Annotated in this window: 11 protein-coding genes and 1 pseudogene; 2 read left to right on the top strand and 10 right to left on the bottom strand. The window is 48.1% G+C overall.

Annotated features, from left to right (window positions below):
* Window positions 1-481 precede the first annotated feature (481 nt).
* The 8 genes and pseudogenes from BLW34_RS00140 to BLW34_RS00105 form a co-directional block, all read right to left on the bottom strand.
* Window positions 482-1,528, bottom strand: coding sequence for a type II toxin-antitoxin system antitoxin DNA ADP-ribosyl glycohydrolase DarG (locus BLW34_RS00140; protein ID WP_090574175.1), 1,047 nt, complete (start codon window positions 1,526-1,528; stop codon window positions 482-484).
* A gap of 12 nt (window positions 1,529-1,540) precedes the next feature.
* A pseudogene (locus tag BLW34_RS16685) lies at window positions 1,541-2,179 on the bottom strand (DUF4433 domain-containing protein).
* 154 nt (window positions 2,180-2,333) lie between these two features.
* Window positions 2,334-3,617 (bottom strand): DUF445 domain-containing protein, encoded by a 1,284-nt coding sequence (locus BLW34_RS00130; RefSeq protein WP_090574173.1) that lies wholly within the window; start codon window positions 3,615-3,617, stop codon window positions 2,334-2,336.
* A 311-nt stretch (window positions 3,618-3,928) separates the two neighbouring features.
* Window positions 3,929-5,131: a restriction endonuclease subunit S gene (locus BLW34_RS00125; protein WP_090574171.1), complete on the bottom strand. Its 1,203-nt coding sequence runs from the start codon at window positions 5,129-5,131 to the stop codon at window positions 3,929-3,931.
* Entirely contained in the window at window positions 5,124-6,761 is a 1,638-nt protein-coding gene (locus tag BLW34_RS00120; protein ID WP_090574169.1) for an HsdM family class I SAM-dependent methyltransferase, read from the bottom strand. Before BLW34_RS00120 ends, BLW34_RS00125 begins: the two co-directional genes overlap by 8 nt.
* Window positions 6,755-9,859: a type I restriction endonuclease subunit R gene (locus BLW34_RS00115; RefSeq protein ID WP_090574167.1), complete on the bottom strand. Its 3,105-nt coding sequence runs from the start codon at window positions 9,857-9,859 to the stop codon at window positions 6,755-6,757. The genes BLW34_RS00120 and BLW34_RS00115 overlap by 7 nt, the downstream gene beginning before the upstream one ends.
* Before the next feature lie 148 nt (window positions 9,860-10,007).
* A complete protein-coding gene (ssb, locus tag BLW34_RS00110) occupies window positions 10,008-10,472 on the bottom strand; it encodes a single-stranded DNA-binding protein (protein ID WP_090574165.1) in 465 nt (154 codons plus the stop codon).
* Complete coding sequence (locus tag BLW34_RS00105; RefSeq protein WP_090539217.1) at window positions 10,473-11,831, bottom strand: MFS transporter; 1,359 nt, start codon at window positions 11,829-11,831, stop codon at window positions 10,473-10,475.
* Between the two features lie 93 nt (window positions 11,832-11,924).
* On the opposite strand from BLW34_RS00105, the gene uvrA reads away from it, so the two are divergent.
* Both uvrA and BLW34_RS00095 read left to right on the top strand, forming a co-directional pair.
* Window positions 11,925-14,756: an excinuclease ABC subunit UvrA gene (uvrA, locus tag BLW34_RS00100; protein ID WP_090574164.1), complete on the top strand. Its 2,832-nt coding sequence runs from the start codon at window positions 11,925-11,927 to the stop codon at window positions 14,754-14,756.
* Window positions 14,757-14,760: 4 nt separating this feature from the next.
* Complete coding sequence (locus tag BLW34_RS00095; RefSeq protein ID WP_090574694.1) at window positions 14,761-16,032, top strand: glycerate kinase type-2 family protein; 1,272 nt, start codon at window positions 14,761-14,763, stop codon at window positions 16,030-16,032.
* A gap of 207 nt (window positions 16,033-16,239) precedes the next feature.
* Here the strand turns inward: BLW34_RS00095 and BLW34_RS00090 are convergent, their stop codons facing one another.
* Both BLW34_RS00090 and BLW34_RS00085 read right to left on the bottom strand, forming a co-directional pair.
* Window positions 16,240-16,740: a VOC family protein gene (locus BLW34_RS00090; protein WP_090574163.1), complete on the bottom strand. Its 501-nt coding sequence runs from the start codon at window positions 16,738-16,740 to the stop codon at window positions 16,240-16,242.
* Between the two features lie 425 nt (window positions 16,741-17,165).
* Window positions 17,166-18,959, bottom strand: coding sequence for a DUF262 domain-containing protein (locus BLW34_RS00085; RefSeq protein ID WP_090574161.1), 1,794 nt, complete (start codon window positions 18,957-18,959; stop codon window positions 17,166-17,168).
* Between the last annotated feature and the right edge of the window lie 37 nt (window positions 18,960-18,996).

Raw genomic sequence — 18,996 nt, 5'->3', positions numbered from 1 at the left:
CGGTAGCTATACCTTCTCCCGCTGGGAGAAGTTTGGATGAGGGATGATAAAAACCGAATTTTGAAGTGTGATGAGTATATATCAAACAAATCGCAAGTCTTTTTTATATACAGCGCCTTCTGACACTTGTTTGAATTTTTCGCCATCTTGCGGCCAACGCTTGGCGCGGTTTTGGAAAGCTCGCAAGGCATCAATATTCAAGGTGCGGCAATCACAAAGTCATTGTTCCCTCCCCGAACCCGAGCCAGATCCCGCATGCACGTCCAGAGCGGCAGATTCGATAAAGGAAACGAAAGCTTCCCAGCCCTGATTCCAGCACAGCATCATCAGCGCATCGACCTCACCCTGAAATTTCACCCTCGCTTTGCTATCTTGTAGCTCAGGTTTAGCCCACTAAAATTTGAAGATTACAATAAGAAGATTTTGTTAAGAACAAAACTTGCTTCACAATCAAATCTATTATATTAGACAAAAGTACTCATCAATTTTGAGCAGGCAACCAGTGATAGCGGCTTAAAACATTTACCGCCAGCTCGATTTGCCTTGGAGTAAATTGGCATTTACGCTGATTCCATGCGTAAGTTGCCTTAACAACATCCCCTATTGTGGCAGCCTGCTGGTATTTACAGAGCCAATGCACCGTAGACAAAAGTTCTAAGCCAAAGGGGGATTCAAACCCTTCTACAAGCTGAGAGACTTTGTTAAAGCGCTCACGTGTCTGGGGATGTTTCTCCAAAAAGGCATTTGCTTCTCCAATGGCACCCGGCATCAATTGCAACGGCTTATCAGGTGCATCTCCACCGTCGGCATAACCTGAGATAAAATGCCCTTCGATTGCGTTGAGTACATGCCGAAGATTTTCAGCATAAGGCCCGTAAGGGGCTTTTTGAAATTTCAAACGCAACGGCTGACCAGCCTCCTGCATAAAATACAGCAATTTATGGACTTCCAACAAAGAAATGGTTGGGTCCAATAGGCCTGCCAAGTAACGTTGTAAGAGCTCGATTAAAACCGCTCGGCCAGCCGTCATTTTCGGTACAGTTGAAGTGCGCGCCATTCTGTCGTTTTCTGGTGCGCCTTGAGGCTCATAGATCAGCACATACACATCAGACAACGCGCTCAAGGCCTGTTCAATTTTCTGCTTCACCTGATTCCAATCCAGGCCGCCTAACCCACTCCCTAGCGGAGGAATGGCAATCGATTGAATGTGCTTTTCCCTTATGGTTGCTGCCAGCGCCTCAAGGCCAGAATCAATATCTTCCATGCGGCTAGCATCACGCCAGTGGCGCTTGGTAGGAAAGTTAATGATATAACGTGGGTTGGCGGGCTGCTGGATAGCAAACACAAACATCTTGCCTGGCTGAACTTCGTTATTCTTGCAAGCCGTTGCGTAGGCTTTGAAATTTTCCGGCCAGGCTTTCTTAAACTGCAATGCAATGCCACGCCCCATCACACCCACACAATTGACAGTATTAACGATGGCTTCTACATCCGCTTGCAAAATGTCACCACGAGTAAATTCAATCATTTTCCGGCCTCCTCAGTAATACCACGCAGGTTTAATTGTCACCGGTGGGCGGTATTGCGCCATTTTTAGAATATTCATCACTTGTTGATACGTCTGTTGCGAATGGACGCCAATTAATTCTACCAAATGCCAAGGGAAACTGCCTTCCATTAGAAACTCCGCCTGCTTACCTTCTTTACAGCGCTGCCATTGAGTAGCCTGAATAGCTTGCCAGTCTAGCTCATTTAACTGAGCAAGCTCACGGCGATCTTCAAAAAAGTAAGAACCCGCGTTTGACAGCGTGAAAGCCCACTTGCGTTGTTGTTGCTGTGCCCATGCGACGCTCGCGTGCAAATCTGCCTACAGATGCAAAATCGGTCCTTGTCCCCCACGATACGCCAGTTCAGGATGATTGGTTTGGTGAATTAAATACAACATGATAGACCGGGGACAAAAGTAAAACGGTACACAATCTCCCACATGTAAGTTTGGGTAGCTGGTAAGTGTCTTTTGCAAACGGCGCTGTTTAATGTTATTCATCCCAATCGTCGTACCAGCGTCATTTTGCACCACCATTTTGGCATCACATAATAACTCTCCCGCAGCGATGATTGAGGCAAGCCGGTCAATATGAACGATATGATAAATCTTAGGATCGGGAGGAATGGTCATGTAAGGTTCCATTCACGAAGTATTTTCAAGAAATAATCCGCCTTGGCTTTGCGTTAGGCCACCATTAAGTCTTCCAGAGTAAGGTTTTGCCAGCCGGTAAATCTTGCCTGATACCTCATGCCCATTCCGTTAATCTCAAAATATGAAATTTAATTTAAACAGAATCCCACTCGATTTGTGTTGCAGTTGCCTTGACGATTCTAAGACTATCTTTCGTCCAGCTTTGCTTTTCTTGAAATTTACTTACAACGTAATCCTCTTTTCCATGAGAAAAAATATTCTGCAGGTTTCCCAAAACACCTTCGGCAAAAGGATCGACAACAATAATTTGCTTGTCCTTATTACAACGTATCAGATCATTGAAATGTTCATCAGCATAATTGAACGAGTAGCCAACGACGATGATCTTTTTTGCATCCTGAAACGCTTGTTTGGATCGATACCATACCTCAATAAAAGTATTTGACAGCACGGGCTTCATTTTCAATGGCGGTACAATTGATGGCACAACGCAATTCGGCCTTTTGTTTTTGTTAAATGTCGTATTGGCTTGAACGGTTTCTGAAAAGAATTTAGGTATATCAAGGTTTGCGTATCCATCAACGGACACAAGCTGGCGATCACGCATTCTGATAAAGCTATCCAATCCACCATGAAAATAATGCGCTCTATCACCTTTTATCCGTCTAGCAAAAGACGTGTAGTTGAGTGTAACTAAATCCCATCCGCTCGGAATATTTGAGTAAAACGGTATGTTGTCATGGGCAATGTTTTGTTCGCAATGTTTCAGGTAGGCCCACAATGTCCATGACAAGTACATGTACGTCTTCATTTGCGGCTCGTTATTGGTATAAAACCCAATAAAGCTATCCATTAAAAGACGCTCAAAATCCATCAGGTTACCTCGAACGTGTTTCAGAATCCGATGGTTAGGCTCTTCCAAGCTTCGTTCGAAGATTGCGCGCATAACGTTATTAAAAACGTCGGTAAATGTCAGCTTAGGTAGTTGAATGATATTGTCGTCTTCGACGGGTATGGCTCCTTCAAATACTTCATTGATTAAAGCCTCAGTTTCTTGATCAAGTTTCACATCATCTTGCAATTTTTGGATTTTGACGAGCAGCGCAATAATCAATTTACCGAGTTTGGCATCTTTACCATCAAGCTCTTCTTCTTTTAGTTCCTGACCGATCCGATCAACAATCTCGGCAACCTGCCCCCGAAATTCATTCGAAAGCTTTTCAACAGCCTCTTTCACAAATTTATCGTAGCTAAAGCGAAGATTAGGAATGATCTGACGAAGGGTTATATCAATTTCCTGTCCAACTTCGGTTGACTTGAGGAATTCACGAATTTTTGGCACCAATTCAGCTGCAAGGGGCATATTGATCCCTTCGCTCTTATCTACTCCAGCTCCGCACACCAACACTGTTTTCATCCTATATTCCTCGGTAAAACCATAATTTGTTTGAAATCAAACTGAGAAATTTACATTATTATAAATTCGTGAATGCACCGTCGAATACGATATCTGCCGCTGGTCATACTGAAACACCACATCTGAGCATGCTTCTATACCAGTATCGATTCGAGTTCCCTATCCATTGCTTGGCATATCACATTTAGGGGTTGCCACGGGAAAATTGGGGGAGCTAAAGAATTTCCCCAAATTCTGCCCTTTTTGAACTAAAAAAATAATGACCAATAACGATGTGGCATTAAAGATCAGCAGTAGCCGAAACACGAAAGTCATTGTTTCACCGTCACCTGGCCGTTCATTAGCATGGGAAGGAGCCAATCCCGCAATTGTTCTAACTGGCTATTTTCTTTTATTTTTATCTCTATTTTTTTGAATAGCGGCTCAGCAATTTTTGCATAAACCTTAATTACTTCAGCAGAGATTGGTATAGCTAGGTTTGTGTATTCGATGTCATTGGATACAATCGAATTAAAAACAGAACCTGAAGCTTTAACTTCCAAATGTTGAATAAGCTCTTTTGTTAAGAAGAATAAATAGGTATAGCTAATATCTTCTTTAGCTTGCAGAGCATAGCAGGATTGGTTCATTGTCATAGGAACTGCATTTAATGCTAACCGCCCTACTGAACCTCGAGCTGTAATGAATACTGTGTTTCTTGGAAATAGCTTGGTACTACTGTTTTCTAAACCTTCTAGTGTTATGTAATCTTCAGTTTTTAAGCTGTAAACACGCGAATCAGAGTCACTTGGTGTAAAAAATGGTATATCACCATTCCAAAATTCAGGTTTTGTTTTGGTAGGCGTTCCGCCGCCAAGCAGATTTGCTACTTTTTGCACATTAGTTGCTTCCCACCCCACTGGGATTTCCCGTTTTAGGGTTGGGTTGTAGACCATTCTGCCGCCGGAGCTTTTGTAAGGTTTGCCGTTGGCATCGGGCTTGCCCTGAGCGAAGTCGAAGGGAAAGTCGAACTGCACAAACCAGTAGTCATACAAGGTCTTCGCCATCGCTTCTAGTTCAGCGTTGATGCGGTTGTTGAGTTTGATTTTGGTGTCTATTGATGTCAAAACTTTTGCGATTTTAGATTGTTCATCAAACCCCAAATCTTTCAGGTGTATGCCAGTTAATATTGGCATAGTCAGAAATTTGGTTTGTGAGCCTTGTGACCGCTCCCGAAGTCTTTTCAATTCTAATTTCAACGCATAATAAATATAATCAATGTTGCATCCTGCTTTAGCAGTAAGTACATACGTGCGTTGATAAGCGTTAAACTTCCCCTTGAATCGACTTACATGGAAATTCCCTTGCGCGTTATTTCCAGCAACTAATACGACATCATCATCGAAAGCATAACTATCGATAGTATCTGGGTATTGAGCACAAGTAAAAAATGGATACTCTCCGCCTTTTACAGCCTGATTGGCATCTAGCTTTCCAGTCGTAATATTACAAGCTAATCCGACATTTCTAGGCATTGAACTTTAACCCTGCGATCTGGTTTTGGATTTCCACCTCCAACTCCCGCGACTGGCTGAACAAACTTTCCAGATTGCCGCTAAACCCTTTCATCTTCTCGGCAAACTGTTCCGGCATAATATCCACATAGTCAATCTTCACATCAAAATACTGACCCGCACTGAGCGAGTAGTTCTTGGCCTCGATTTGCTCATAATTGACCACCACCGAAAAATCCTCTTCCTGCCGCTGGCCATTGAATACATCGATGATGCGCTGCTCCTCTGCCATCGTCAGCACGGTTCTCTGGTTTTTACCATCCTTGATTTTCTCGCCGAGATTGGACGCATCGATCAGCACCACGTCGCCTTGATTGCTGGCATCGATAAACAGAATCGACACGTTGGTGCCGGTGGTGGCGAAGATGTTGCTGGGCATCGACACCACGCCGGCCAGCATTTTGTATTTGACCAGATGTTGACGAATGCCTTTGTCGATGCCGGCTTGCGCGGTGATAAAGCCGGTCGGCACCACCACCGCTGCTTTGCCGCCGGGCTTGAGCGAGGCGATGATGTGCTGCAAGAACAACTGGTAGATTTCCATTTTGTCCGTGGCCTTGGCTTTGATCTTGGGAATACCGGCAAAGAAGCGTTCCTTGTTGGCCTTGGTGTCCAGCTCGTCACGGTAATCGCTGAAATCCAGTTTAAAGGGCGGATTGGAGACGATGTAATCAAAACGCCTCAATTCGGCTCCGTCCTTATGGTACGGGTGCAGCAGGGTGTTGCCCTGGATCACATTGGGGATGGAATGCACCAGGTTGTTCAGGATCAGGTTTAAACGCAACAGGTTGGCGGACTTTTGCGAAATATCCTGGGTGTAAATGCTGCAACGGTTTTCGCCGATGGCATGGGCGACGTTCATCAGCAGCGTGCCGGAACCGGCTGACGGATCGTAACAACTGACGTTTTTGATTTGGCCTTGCTGTGCTTTGGGCACCAGAATTTCGGCCATAATCCGGGCCACCGCATGCGGCGTGAAGTATTCGGCGTACTTGCCGCCACTGTTGCTGTTGTAGTCCTTGATCAGGTATTCAAAGAGGGTGGCGTAGAAATCGAATTTTTGGTTGAAGATACGCTCGAAGCTGAAGTCCCCCAGTTTGTTGATGATGGCGCGGCAGAAGGCATCGCGTTTGGATTCGTCGGCGATGTATTGGCTGAGCCGGTCGAACAGCACCACCTTGGTGCCGCCATCGGTTTTGACTGCGAATACGTCGTTGTTGCTGATCGCGATATCCCTCAAGGTATCGTCGAACAGCTTGGCAAAATCCGGCGCGTTCTGCTGGCTGAACAGGTGGCTGATGAAATGGGTGGGTTTCAAGCGCGCGGTATCTGCGCCCAGTTGCAATTGCAGCATTTCCAGATCGTCTTCGCTCATGGCGACCAGGGCTTCTTCCCATTTCTCCGCTTTGGCGAGGGAGGCGTCGATTTTCTTGGCTTCGAAGGCGAATTTATCGTTTAAAAACTTATACAAAAAAGTCTGGGTGATGATTTTGAATTCGTTGCCATCGTTGCCCAAGCCATAGTTGGCGCAGATGCTTTTCAGGCTGTCGATCAGGGTTTTGGTTTTTTGTTGAAATTCCAGCTCTACCAAGTACGTGCTCCGGTGTTAAATTCTTTCAAGTATTCCGCGACGACCAGATGATTGATATAACGCGAGGCGTCGGGATTGAGTTTGATTTGTTGTTGTGTCATAAAGCGGTGGATGACCAACGGCATCATGACCCGCTCGAAATAACTTTCATTGTCGAGCATCTGGGTGTTTTGCAATACTTGCTCATCGGCATCCTGTTTCACCGCGGTGAGCGCTTCAAAGATTTTTCGCTCGGATTCCGGGATACCGCCGTACTCCTGCAAGCGTTTATGAATGCGGGTGTATTTAGCATCGCCTTGATACTTCTGGCGCAGTTGGTGGTTCTGGCGGTTGAGTTCTTTGACTCGCTCATGAATCTTGTTCAACACGTCTATATTGGCGTTCATCTCATCCTGAGTGACTTCGCTGAGATTCTTTTTCTTGAACAGACGCTCCAGCTCTTCTTTCAAAGTGATGAACTTGGGGTCTTGCTGGTCGAAGTTGCTGGCCAGCGCTTCGCGGGTCTGGCGCAGGGTGTTTTTCAGCTTGTCGGCCAACACCAGTTCTTCTTCGCCGATTTTGGTGAACTTGAAGATCACCTCTTCCAGCGCCACATTCAATAAATTGGCGGTATCGGTGCCTTGCTCGATGGCCTCTTTGAGATTGAGCAGATCGAGATGGTTGCTAGTTTCCCGATACAGCCAATTGAGTTTTTGGAAATCCAGCCGTTCCAGAAAGGCGTATTCGCCCTGCAGGCGAATCAGGTTGTACAGGCTCTTGGCATCGGCCAGCGCCTTTTTCAGCGCCAGTACGGTTTCCCGGTGTTGTAGCGCGCTGATCTGCTGCGAAAACACTTCGGCATTTTCGGTGTTAAAACGGAACAGCACGTCCTTGATGTGCTCGATTTCGGCGGCGATTTCCTCCTGCGATTTGAACAGCTTGGAGTAATGCGCCATCTCATCGCCAAGCTCGGCTTGCAGCTCGTCAAAATAAGCCTTGTTGGTGGCATCGAACTCCTGACGAATGTCGGCAAAATCGACCACATAGCCATAACGGAAGTCTTGGTAGGTACGGTTGACCCGCGTCAAGGCTTGCAGCAGGTTGTGTTTGCGGATGACCCGGCCCAGGTAAAGCTTTTTCAGGCGCTTGACATCAAAGCCGGTAAGCAGCATGTTGTAGACGAACAGGAAGTCGATTTTGCCGGCTTTGAAGTCTTCTACCCAGTCTTTGCGCTCCTCCTTGGTGCCGACATCGTGCAAAATCAAAGCCGCGGATGTCACTCGATTGCTCTGTTTGCGCTGGACTCGATAATTGCCGGGCGCCTGTGCCGCCTTCGAATAGGGAGTGTCATCGTCATTAACCGATTCTACTGCTGAAAAGTGGCCTTTTGCATACTTCGCGTTGAATAGCTCAAACATCTGCTTGGCTTGGTCCGAACTGTCACAGATCACCATACCGCCGATGCTGGCATCATTGAGCGCGCCACGGCTTTTTTCGAAATCGGTGATGATGTAATCCAGCATCGACTCGACGAAGGTGGGATGGGCATAGACCAATTTTTGGTCGATGTCCCCTTGCTGTATTTCTACTTCTGCCAGTGCCTGTTGCAGGGCAATTTTATAATGGGTGGCGATTTCTTCCCGGATCAGCCGCAAGGTGTAACCGTCGGCGATAGACGCGTTATAGTAGTACTTGTGGATATAGTCGCCAAATAGGACGCGTGAGTTGTAGTCATCACCCAAGAGCGGCGTACCGGTCAGGCCGATCTTGATCGCGTTGCGATCCGACTGATCCAGGTTGGCCAGGAAGCTGCCCTTGGGATTGGGGCTGCGGTGCACTTCATCCAGAAAATAAACGCGCTGAATAGCGACGTCGTAATCTTTAGTGGATACGACGTCCGGGTCGTCTTTGAATTTCTGGATGTTGACGACCGTGATCTCGGGCTTGCCGGAGTGATTGTGAATGACTTGCGTAACTTTGATGTCCCGGCTGAATGCTTCGCGCGAATCAATCGTGTGCACGGTCAAGCCGCGGCTGGTGAATTCGCGGTGCGCCTGAATCAGCAGGTCGAGCCGGTCGACGATGAAGTAGAATTTGGGGACGACTTGCCGTCGCTGGAAATAATCGGTTAAAAAGCGCACGTTATAGTAGGCAAGTGCAGTTTTGCCGCTGCCCTGCGTGTGCCAGATGATGCCTTTTCTACTCCCGTCGTTTAGCTTGCGCTCGATGGCCTTGGTGGCAAACAACTGCGGATAGCGCATGATGTGCTTTTGTAAGCCGTCGGTTTCAAACACGTAGGCCAGGGCATAACGCAGCACGAAAGCCAGCCGCTCGCGGCTCAGCAATGAGGTACAAATGCGGTTGGTCGGACGGTTGGGGTCTTTGTTGGTGATGAACTCGGGATTGCTGCGGATGACTTCAAGGTTGTTGTCTTTGAGTACTTTCAATTCCGTCTCATCCGATAACGGCTTGAGCAAGGCCGTCAGATTCAGGACCTCTTCTTCACGGAAGTAGTTAAATATGGGCGGGTGGTAGGAAGGGCTGGCATAAAACGCGCCCTGAATGGGCTGCACTTCACCGTCATCGTACTCCATGTTGTTGGAGAAGATCATAAATTGGGTGATGTTTACGAAGCGCTTGAACTTGGGATTTTGGAAACGCTTGTTGATCCGGTCGCGCTCCGCCAATATCCCTTCGCGGTTGTTGGGTTTTTTGACTTCTATGAATACCAACGGCATGCCATTGATGAGCAGGATGATGTCGGGCCTGAACTCTTCATCACCGTTCTGGTAAGTAAGCTCTGTCACCACATGGAAGCTATTGTTGTTGAAACTCTCAAAGTCGATCAGCTTGGCGCTCGAGCGGTCGGTAAGCTTCTCTTGAAAGGCTTTACCCAGATCCTCGTTATCTAGCGCCAGTTTCACATCTGCCAACAAGCGATCAATATCGGCTTGTTCCAGGCCAGGGTTGATCTTGCCAGTCGCTTCTCTAAACAGTTCAGGGAATATATTGGTTTCTAGATCCCAATGTTGGTCTTTAAGTGACAGGTATTGGTAGCCCAGACGAACTAAATGCAAAATGGTAGGTATCTTGACGCGCGTATCTTCTGTAAACTTCATGCAATCTTTTAAAAGAAATTAAATCACCCTCGATTTTTTTAGGCTGAGGGGAGGTGATTACTTATCTCTATAAAATGTAAACAATAAAAAAACCCAGATAAGGAAAAGCTCTCTGGGTTTTTATTGACTAAGATAGTTTAGGTATATTCTAAAATGGAATATCGTCTTCCAGATCGTCAAACCCGCTGCCCGTCTTGCTCTGACTAACAGGTTTGTCAGCATAGCTCGCACTGTTGCTATATTCACTTTCTCGGTCGGCGGATTCGAAATTGCCTCCGCCCGCACGGCTGCCCAGCATTTGCATGCGATCAGCGACGATTTCGGTGGTATAACGCTCAATGTTGGATTTATCCGTCCATTTGCGTGTTTGCAGACGGCCTTCGATGTAGACTTGCGAGCCTTTTTTAAGATATTCGCCGGCAATCTCGGCCTGTTTGCCAAACATCACCACGCGATGCCATTCGGTTCGCTCCTGTTTTTCGCCCCCCTTGTCTTTCCAGGTGTCGGTCGTGGCGATATTCAGATTGGCCATGGCGTCACCGCTGGGCATATAGCGTACTTCCGGGTCCCGCCCCAGGTTTCCGACCAGGATAACTTTATTGACTGATGCCATTTATGCGCTCCCCTTTAATAATTGGACGACTCTCTCTTCATCAAACCCTTTGAGATCAACTTTCAGATAGGCCACCTGCTCATTGGCCAATACCAGTGCTTCATATACACCGGGCAATGCTGCCAGTTCGCGCGACAGCCCGCTAGCCTGATTCGCATCCATCTCTTCGACATGATACATTTTGGAACGGACGGCGGCTGGCGCTTCCATGGTGACCGCCAGGTATAACCAGGTAATCAGCAATAGGACGCAGAAGGCGGCGATCGCATACACGCCATAATGCTGATACAAGTAGCCGCCCGCGCTGGCGCCGACAAACGCTCCCAGAAACTGGGTGCTGCTGTATACGCCAATGGCCGTGCCTTTGGCGCCAACAGGTGCGATCTTGGAAATCAGTGAAGGCAGGCTGGCTTCCAGCAAATTGAAGGCAGTAAAAAAAACTAGCAGCGCCACAGCCGTTCCCCATAAAGATTGATGCATCAGCGCCAGCAGAATCTGCCCTGTCAGCAGCAGGGCGACTGCAGCGACGAATACGGGCTTGAGCTTGGCCTTCTTTTCACCATAGATGATGGCCGGCACCATCAGCACGACCGATAACACCATCACGGGCAGATACATCTGCCAATGCTGCTCTGCCGCCAACCCCGCATCGCGCAGCGATAGCGGCATAACCAGCCACAGCGCCATCAAGACCGCATGCAATGCGAAAATGCCGTAGTTCAGGCGCAGTAATTGCGGATTGCTCACGACATTGGCAAAGCGTCCGGTGGAGACTTCGGTATCGGAATGAAAACGGCTGATCACGGGATCCGGAATCGCCTTGTTAACCACGGCTATCGCCGCAATCGCCAATACGCCCGTCATGATGAAAATACCGGGCACCCCGATCCACTGATTCAAAAGCGGAGCAAGCATCATTGAAAGCGCAAAAGTGGCGCCAATGGTCATGCCGATCATGGCCATGGCTTTGGTGCGATGCTCCTCACGGGTCAGATCAGCGGCGAGCGCCATGACCGCTGCGGAAATCGCACCCGCGCCCTGAATAATACGACCAGCAATGATCCAGTAAATATCAATGGCGGTGGCTGCCACGAAACTGCCGATGGCGAATAGCACCAGACCTAAATAAATGACAGGCTTACGTCCGATACGATCAGACATCCAGCCAAACGGAATTTGCAGAATTGCCTGAGTCAACCCATAGGCGCCCAGTGCAACTCCTACCAGGGTGTAATTATCGCCACCGGGAAGATGTTCCGCAAAAAGTGCGAAAACGGGCAAAATAATGAATAAGCCAAACATGCGCAATCCATAAACGCCGGCCAGGCCGACAGAAGCGCGCATTTCTACAGGGGACATTTTTTCAGGTATTGACATCGCAGATAGGAACCAGATTGTGTGAAAACTGGAAAATTGGGTATATTAGCAGGTTGACCCATACTTAGGTAGCTGATGGAACTGATCAAAATTCGCGGGGCCCGCACGCATAATCTCAAAAATATCAACCTCGATTTGCCACGCAACAAGCTCGTCGTCATTACCGGTTTATCCGGCTCCGGCAAATCCTCACTGGCATTTGACACACTGTATGCAGAAGGGCAGCGACGCTATGTCGAGTCGCTTTCGGCCTATGCCCGGCAATTCCTGCAATTGATGGAAAAACCGGATGTCGATCTGATCGAGGGGCTCTCTCCTGCCATTGCCATCGAACAGAAAGCCACTTCGCATAATCCGCGCTCAACCGTTGGCACCGTCACCGAGATTCATGATTACCTGCGCTTGCTGTTTGCGCGCGCGGGCGACCCGCAATGCCCGGAACACGGCATTATCCTGACCGCACAGAGTGTCTCGCAAATGGTCGATCATGTGCTGCAATTGCCGGAAGACACCAAGCTGATGATTCTCGCCCCTAGTGTCATTGGGCGCAAAGGCGAGCAACTGGATTTGTTCGATGAACTGCGTGCGCAGGGATTCGTGCGCGTGCGGCTTGATGGGGAGACCTATGAAATCGATAATTTGCCGAAACTGGAGAAAAACAAGAAACATACCATCGAAGTAGTGATCGACCGCCTGAAAGTCTCGCCTGACGCCAAGCAGCGATTGGCGGAATCGTTCGAAACCGCGCTGCGCCATGCCGATGGCCGCGCCCTGGCGGTGGAAATGGATACCGGCCAGGAACATCTGTTTTCTGCCAAATTCAGCTGCCCGGTATGCAACTATGCCCTGTCCGAGCTGGAACCGCGCCTGTTTTCCTTCAACAACCCGGTCGGCGCCTGCCCTAAATGCGATGGGCTGGGGCAGATTACCTTCTTTGACCCAGCACGGATTGTCGCCTTTCCACATTTGTCGCTGGCCTCCGGTGCGATCAAGCATTGGGACCGGCGCAATCAGTTTTACTTCCAGATGCTAACAGCACTGGCCACGCATTATGATTTCGATCTGGAAGCGCCCTTCCAGCAGCTGGATGAAAAGATCCAGCACATCATTCTGCACGGCTCCGGCAAGGAGAAAATCCAATTCTCCTATCTGAATGAAAGTAACCGGGCTTCTCAGCAAAAGCATCCCTTTGAAGGCGTGATTCCCAATCTGACGCGCCGCTACAAGGAAACCGATTCACAAACCGTGCGCGAGGAACTGGCGAAATTCATCAACTCGTGCACCTGTCCTGATTGCGAAGGCACGCGCTTATGCCGGGAAGCGCGCCATGTGCACGTCGATGAAAAAACCATCTATGAAATCAGCGCGTGGCCGCTCAAGCAGGCCAAGCTGTTTTTTGATCAGATGACGCTGGCGGGACACAAGCAAGCGATCGCCGAGCGCATCATCCAGGAAATCGCCAGCCGTCTGCAATTTCTCAACAATGTCGGACTCGATTATCTGTCACTCGATCGCTCTGCCGACACCTTATCAGGCGGAGAATCTCAGCGCATCCGCCTGGCGAGCCAGATCGGCTCCGGTCTGACGGGCGTCATGTATGTGCTCGATGAACCTTCGATCGGCTTGCATCAGCGCGACAATGGCCGCCTGCTGGAAACCCTCCAGCATCTGCGCAATCTCGGCAATAGCGTGATCGTGGTGGAACATGATCAGGATGCCATTCTGCTGGCCGATCATGTCGTCGATATGGGCCCCGGCGCCGGTGAACATGGCGGCCGCGTGATTGCTCAGGGTACCCCGGCAGCGATCCAGCAAAACCCCGACTCACTGACCGGCCAGTATCTTGCCGGCAAATTAACGATTCAGACGCCACTAGCCCGCACTCCCCCCAATCCTGAGCGCATGCTGAAAATCACGGGCGCATCGGGCAACAACCTGAAGAATGTCGAACTCAATCTCCCTGTCGGCTTATTGGTCTGTGTCACTGGCGTATCGGGCTCGGGCAAATCCACGCTGATCAATGACACGCTATATTGCGCCGTGGCGCGCCATCTCTACGGTAGCAACACGGAACCCGCGCCTTATCAAGAACTGGATGGCATGGCCTTTTTTGACAAGGTGATCAATATGGATCAAACACCGATTGGACGCACACCACGTTCCAATCCGGCCACTTATACCGGCCTGTTTACCCCGATCCGCGAATTGTTTGCCGGTGTTCCGCAGGCGCGGGAGCGCGGCTATAATCCCGGGCGCTTTTCGTTCAACGTCAAAGGCGGACGCTGCGAAGCTTGCCAGGGTGATGGCGTCATCAAGGTGGAAATGCACTTTCTGCCGGATATTTATGTTTCCTGCGATGTGTGCCACGGCAAGCGCTACAACCGCGAAACGCTGGAAATTCAGTACAAAGGCAAAAACATCAACGAGATTCTGCAAATGACCGTGGAAAACGCCTTTGCCTTTTTTGATACCGTGCCGGTAGTGGCGCGCAAGCTGCGAACCTTGCTCGATGTGGGATTGGGCTATATCACCCTGGGACAATCGGCTACGACTCTATCAGGCGGCGAAGCGCAGCGCGTGAAACTATCACTGGAACTGTCCAAGCGCGACACTGGCCGCACGCTATATATCCTGGATGAACCCACCACCGGGCTCCATTTCCAGGATATCGATCTATTGCTGAAAGTACTGCACCGGCTGCGTGACCACGGCAATACGGTAGTCGTCATCGAACATAACCTCGATGTGATTAAAACAGCCGACTGGATCATAGATCTTGGCCCCGAGGGAGGCTATGGCGGCGGCCAGATTATTGCTGAAGGCACGCCAGAAAGTATTGCACAAAACCCGGCCAGCGTTACGGGTGAATACTTGAAACCGATGCTTGCTACGCAAGCACAAAGGTAAACGCTTGAACCCACGCGAACTGCTGCTCAACAGTTTTCAGGCTGCGCTTGCCGCAGCCGACCCGTTGCAGATTGTCCCTGCTCATCTCCCAAGTCCACCCAAAGGACGCACGTTGGTGGTGGGCGCAGGCAAAGCGGCCGCAGCCATGGCCCAAGCAGTGGAAATGCATTGGCCTTTGGACGCGCCTCTGGAAGGCAGGGTTATCACGCGTTATGGCCACAGTGTGCCTACCCGAAAAATTGAAGTCGTCGAAGCGGGTCATCCGCTGCCCGATCAGCACGGCGAACTGGCCACACGAGCCATCCTGGAAAAGGTGCAAGCGCTCACCGCCGATGATCTGCTGCTCGGTCTATTCAGTGGTGGCGGATCAAGCTTGCTGTCGATGCCGATTGCCGGCATGTCGATGGAGGAACTCAAGACTATCACCCACCAACTGCTGCTTTGCGGTGCCTCAATCCAGGAAATCAACACGGTGCGCAAGCATCTCTCCGCCGTTCTCGGTGGCCGGCTGGCCGCCGCCTGCCATGCACCGATCCATTGCCTGATTATTTCCGATGTCACGGGAGATAACCCAACTCATGTGGCTTCAGGCCCTTGTGCGCCTGACCCGACGACATACGCCGACACGCTCGCCCTGATCAAGCAATATGCGATCAACGTTGCACCCTCTGTGATGACCATCCTGCAAAAAAGAAGCGAGCATGACGAAGACGAAACCCCTAAGCCAGGGAATGCTGCTTTCAGAAACGTGAAAAACCGCGTCATTGCCACTGCACACCAGTCGCTCGCGGCTGCCGCACAATTTTTTCGCGCGCACCACATCACCCCGCTGATACTGGGCGATACCGTCACCGGTGAAGCGCGCGAAGTGGCCAAAGTCTACGCCGCGCTGGCTAGAGAAATCCGTTACTACAATGCGCCATTTAAACCACCGGTTGCGCTGATTTCCGGTGGCGAAACCACCGTGACGGTAAAAGGCCGTGGCCGCGGAGGACGCAATACCGAATTTTTACTGTCGCTCGCCATCGCGCTGAATGGCCTGGAAGATGTCTATGCACTCGCCTGTGACACCGATGGCATTGACGGCACCGAGCAAAACGCCGGCGCCATCCTCACTCCCGACTCGCTTGCCCGCGCCCAACCACTCAGCCTCGATCCCACTGCCCTGCTGAATGACAACGATGCCTATGCCTTCTTTGAACGGCTCGATGACTTGATCATCACCGGCCCCACCCGCACCAATGTGAACGACTACCGGGTGATTCTGGTTTGGTAAGAAGTAGCTTATCTATTTTGTTCCTTGAGATACGATCCAATGCCTCTTCGATGGATAGCAGGGTGGATGTGCTGCGGCGAAAACTTACTCAGTCGCAGATAGTCCCGCGGCGATATGCCGGAAGGCAGACTCATGCGCATTCTCCTGCCTAACGCTCCCTCCAGCGGCGGTGCAAAGTGCCGTCTCCTGCAACCGGTTAACCGGTTGTTAGCAAAAATTTTGCTTTTCTCGCTTATCTCCATCGTATGCTCTTTGCAGCGCAGTGAGGTCAAATTTCTTCATCTTGAGAAATGCTTGGGTAACTCGGGCCAATCGTTCAGGATCTTGATCCTCCATTATTCTGTCCATGATCGTGGGTACGATCTGCCATGAGAGACCATACTTATCCTTGAGCCAGCCGCACTGCTCAGCCTCCGGAACAGCTGAAAGCTTTTCCCAGTAGTAGTCCAATTCTTCTTGTGTCTCGCAATAGACCATAAAGGAAATGGACTCATTGAACTTGAACAAAGGTCCAGCGCTGATCGCCATGAATGGCTGGCCGGAAAGAGTAAACGAAACAACATCGCAGTCTCCCGACGGCGTGTTGGGCAGCGTAGTGATACTCGTGATTCTTGAATCGGGAAAGACAGAGCAGTAGAAGTTTGCTGCTTCCTTTGCTTCTTTGTCGAACCATAGATGTGGAACGATCTTCTGTTTAATTGTTGCCATGACATTTCCCCTCATAAGGTTAAATAATTAGAGCTTAGAACAAAATGGGGTTAAGTCTTGAAACATAACATCTATCTTTTCTCTGCTTTCTTAACGATTCGACTGGCAGTAGTGTAATGCAGCCCAAATTCGTCTGAGATCTGTTTTATCGTGTAGTCACCTGGTCACCTGTTTGATAGGCTGCCATAATTCTTTCATTTCTGTCGATAGAATTAGAGTTTAGAGTAAACCACCTCTCACACTTGGAATTTTTTCTAACTTGGATGATGTAAAGCGCTTAAAAATTTAAGTGAGATGTTCAAGTCCAGAACTAAGAATTCTTATTCTTACGAACAATAACCCCAATCGTCGCTCTTATTTTTCTTGATTCGCGATCTGACCCCAATGCTTCGCTTTATTTAAATAGATATCCGACTAAAACGTGCTTATGTACCGATGTGTTCAGCCAAAGTTGTTTCCATGACTATCGTGGGTACATTAAGCATAGTCATTAATTGTTTCTTAAGCGTATTTCTGCGATCAGCAATAAAAGTAATAAATTCTTCAAATAACAAAGAATCATCAGGCTTAATATAATTTTGCATAAGAAAACTCTCACGTTCAGATTGACTAGAAAATGCTCGCATTAACCAATCCTTGAAATGTTTATCTTTTTTCTCAATATTTTGGGTGGCTTGCAAGAGTTGTAAATTGGGCAGAGTATTGAATTTTTCAACAAAAGTATTAATTTGATTTTCTGAAATACCTAACTTTTTCAGGTTTTTCTTATTGAAAAAGGATTGTGGATGTATATGGTCTTGATGATACTTGAAGTTGTAGTTGAGACTTGAATAAAGGAGAGTTAAAGCGCAGTAGGTTTTTGCCTGACCATATTGCAACTCTAATAATCCGTCAATATCGTCTTCTGTAAAGGAGATCGATTTTCTCCTACCTTTGTAATGCTGAATTGTTTCTTCTAGTGGAAACTTACCCAAGTTATTTTTTACAAGGTCACGCATCGCTGGGTAAATTGAATCTGGTTGACCTCCAAACGTACCCTTCAGAAGAACCCGCGCTAACCACTCCTTGATAGCTTTTCGATCACTTTCCCGTTGAGCAGCATGCAGAATCTGCATTTCGAAATCATTTTTATAAATAAAGTAAGCTATGGGAATAATGGTATTGGTTGCCAATAAGTTATCACGATTGTAGCCCAGCTTTGCGACCAGTTCTATTGCAGATCGCATTGCTCCTGATGTCTTATCCCAATTGCTCTCGATAACTCGCATATTTTCTTTGGTGAAGTTATCGACTTTAAACTTCACATCAAAATCAGAGAGTACCAGACAAGATTTTAAAACAATATCTTTGTCAAAAGCGAAACCATCACCAATCTGATTGATTTCATCGACGAAAGCATGGACTACTTCACGGGCATTTTGGTCTTTCCATTGGGCAGTAGCGATGGAAAGAAGCAAATCAGAGTAGCTTAATTTAGTGCCACCACTATTGATGCGAATGAAAATTTGCAGCACTTTATCTAGCTCTTCTCCTTCTTCAAGATAGTAGCTTATTGTGCCTTTTTGATGAACAATGTTATAAAACCGGTTAAGGGTGTTTATCGCATACTCAGACTGTTGTTCCGTGTAGACAGAAGTATTCATAAGTTTGTGTTTCATCAAATACATGGATGATTTGCCCATGTCATTAATTTCTAAAATTTTGCTGCATTCAAACCAAAAATAATCTTCTTTTGGTTGCGCTTCTTCTTCGGTTAGGAATTTAAAGTCGTACTCGATTTCCAGCTCATCTGAGGACTTTAGAAGATTAAGATAAAGCTTTTTTTCAGGGTAGGCGTGCACACTGTTTTTTCGATAATAAGGCAGCTTCTCGGCATAGGAGCCACTCAGAGCCACATACATTGATGTCATTCGTTGCTGACCGTCAAGCAACGCAATGACATCCTCATCATCTGATAAGTCTGCTTTTCTATTATGCCGACAATCTTTTTCATGATATTTTTTTAGAAATTCATAAAATTGGAAATCTTTGATTTTGCCTTTATCAACTTTCCAAAACAAAAAGGTGCTTATAGGATAATCACGCATCAATGAGTCGAAGAGCATTTCAATTTGCTCTGTATTCCATACAAATTCACGTTGTATAGAAGGTAAAACATAATGGCGTTTCTTTATGTTATCTATTGCTTTTTTGATTGTAATGGGGATTTCGTAAGCCATTATAAAAATTCCTTATAATATTTTCTTAATCTTCTTT

Source organism: Nitrosomonas sp. Nm58, assembly GCF_900107335.1.
Classification (GTDB): domain Bacteria; phylum Pseudomonadota; class Gammaproteobacteria; order Burkholderiales; family Nitrosomonadaceae; genus Nitrosomonas.
Note: the sequence above shows the minus strand (reverse complement) of the source record. Positions and strands in the feature narration are given on the sequence as shown.

Bases quoted from the DNA above. Each gene is read 5' to 3' on its own strand.
- ssb (WP_090574165.1), bottom strand. From the start codon at position 10,472: ATGGCATCAGTCAATAAAGTTATCCTGGTCGGAAACCTGGGGCGGGAC.
- BLW34_RS00105 (WP_090539217.1), bottom strand. From the start codon at position 11,831: ATGTCCCCTGTAGAAATGCGCGCTTCTGTCGGCCTGGCCGGCGTTTAT.
- BLW34_RS00125 (WP_090574171.1), bottom strand. From the start codon at position 5,131: ATGCCTAGAAATGTCGGATTAGCTTGTAATATTACGACTGGAAAGCTA.
- BLW34_RS00130 (WP_090574173.1), bottom strand. From the start codon at position 3,617: ATGAAAACAGTGTTGGTGTGCGGAGCTGGAGTAGATAAGAGCGAAGGG.
- BLW34_RS00085 (WP_090574161.1), bottom strand. From the start codon at position 18,959: ATGGCTTACGAAATCCCCATTACAATCAAAAAAGCAATAGATAACATA.
- uvrA (WP_090574164.1), top strand. From the start codon at position 11,925: ATGGAACTGATCAAAATTCGCGGGGCCCGCACGCATAATCTCAAAAAT.
- BLW34_RS00090 (WP_090574163.1), bottom strand. From the start codon at position 16,740: ATGGCAACAATTAAACAGAAGATCGTTCCACATCTATGGTTCGACAAA.
- BLW34_RS00140 (WP_090574175.1), bottom strand. From the start codon at position 1,528: ATGATTGAATTTACTCGTGGTGACATTTTGCAAGCGGATGTAGAAGCC.
- BLW34_RS00115 (WP_090574167.1), bottom strand. From the start codon at position 9,859: ATGAAGTTTACAGAAGATACGCGCGTCAAGATACCTACCATTTTGCAT.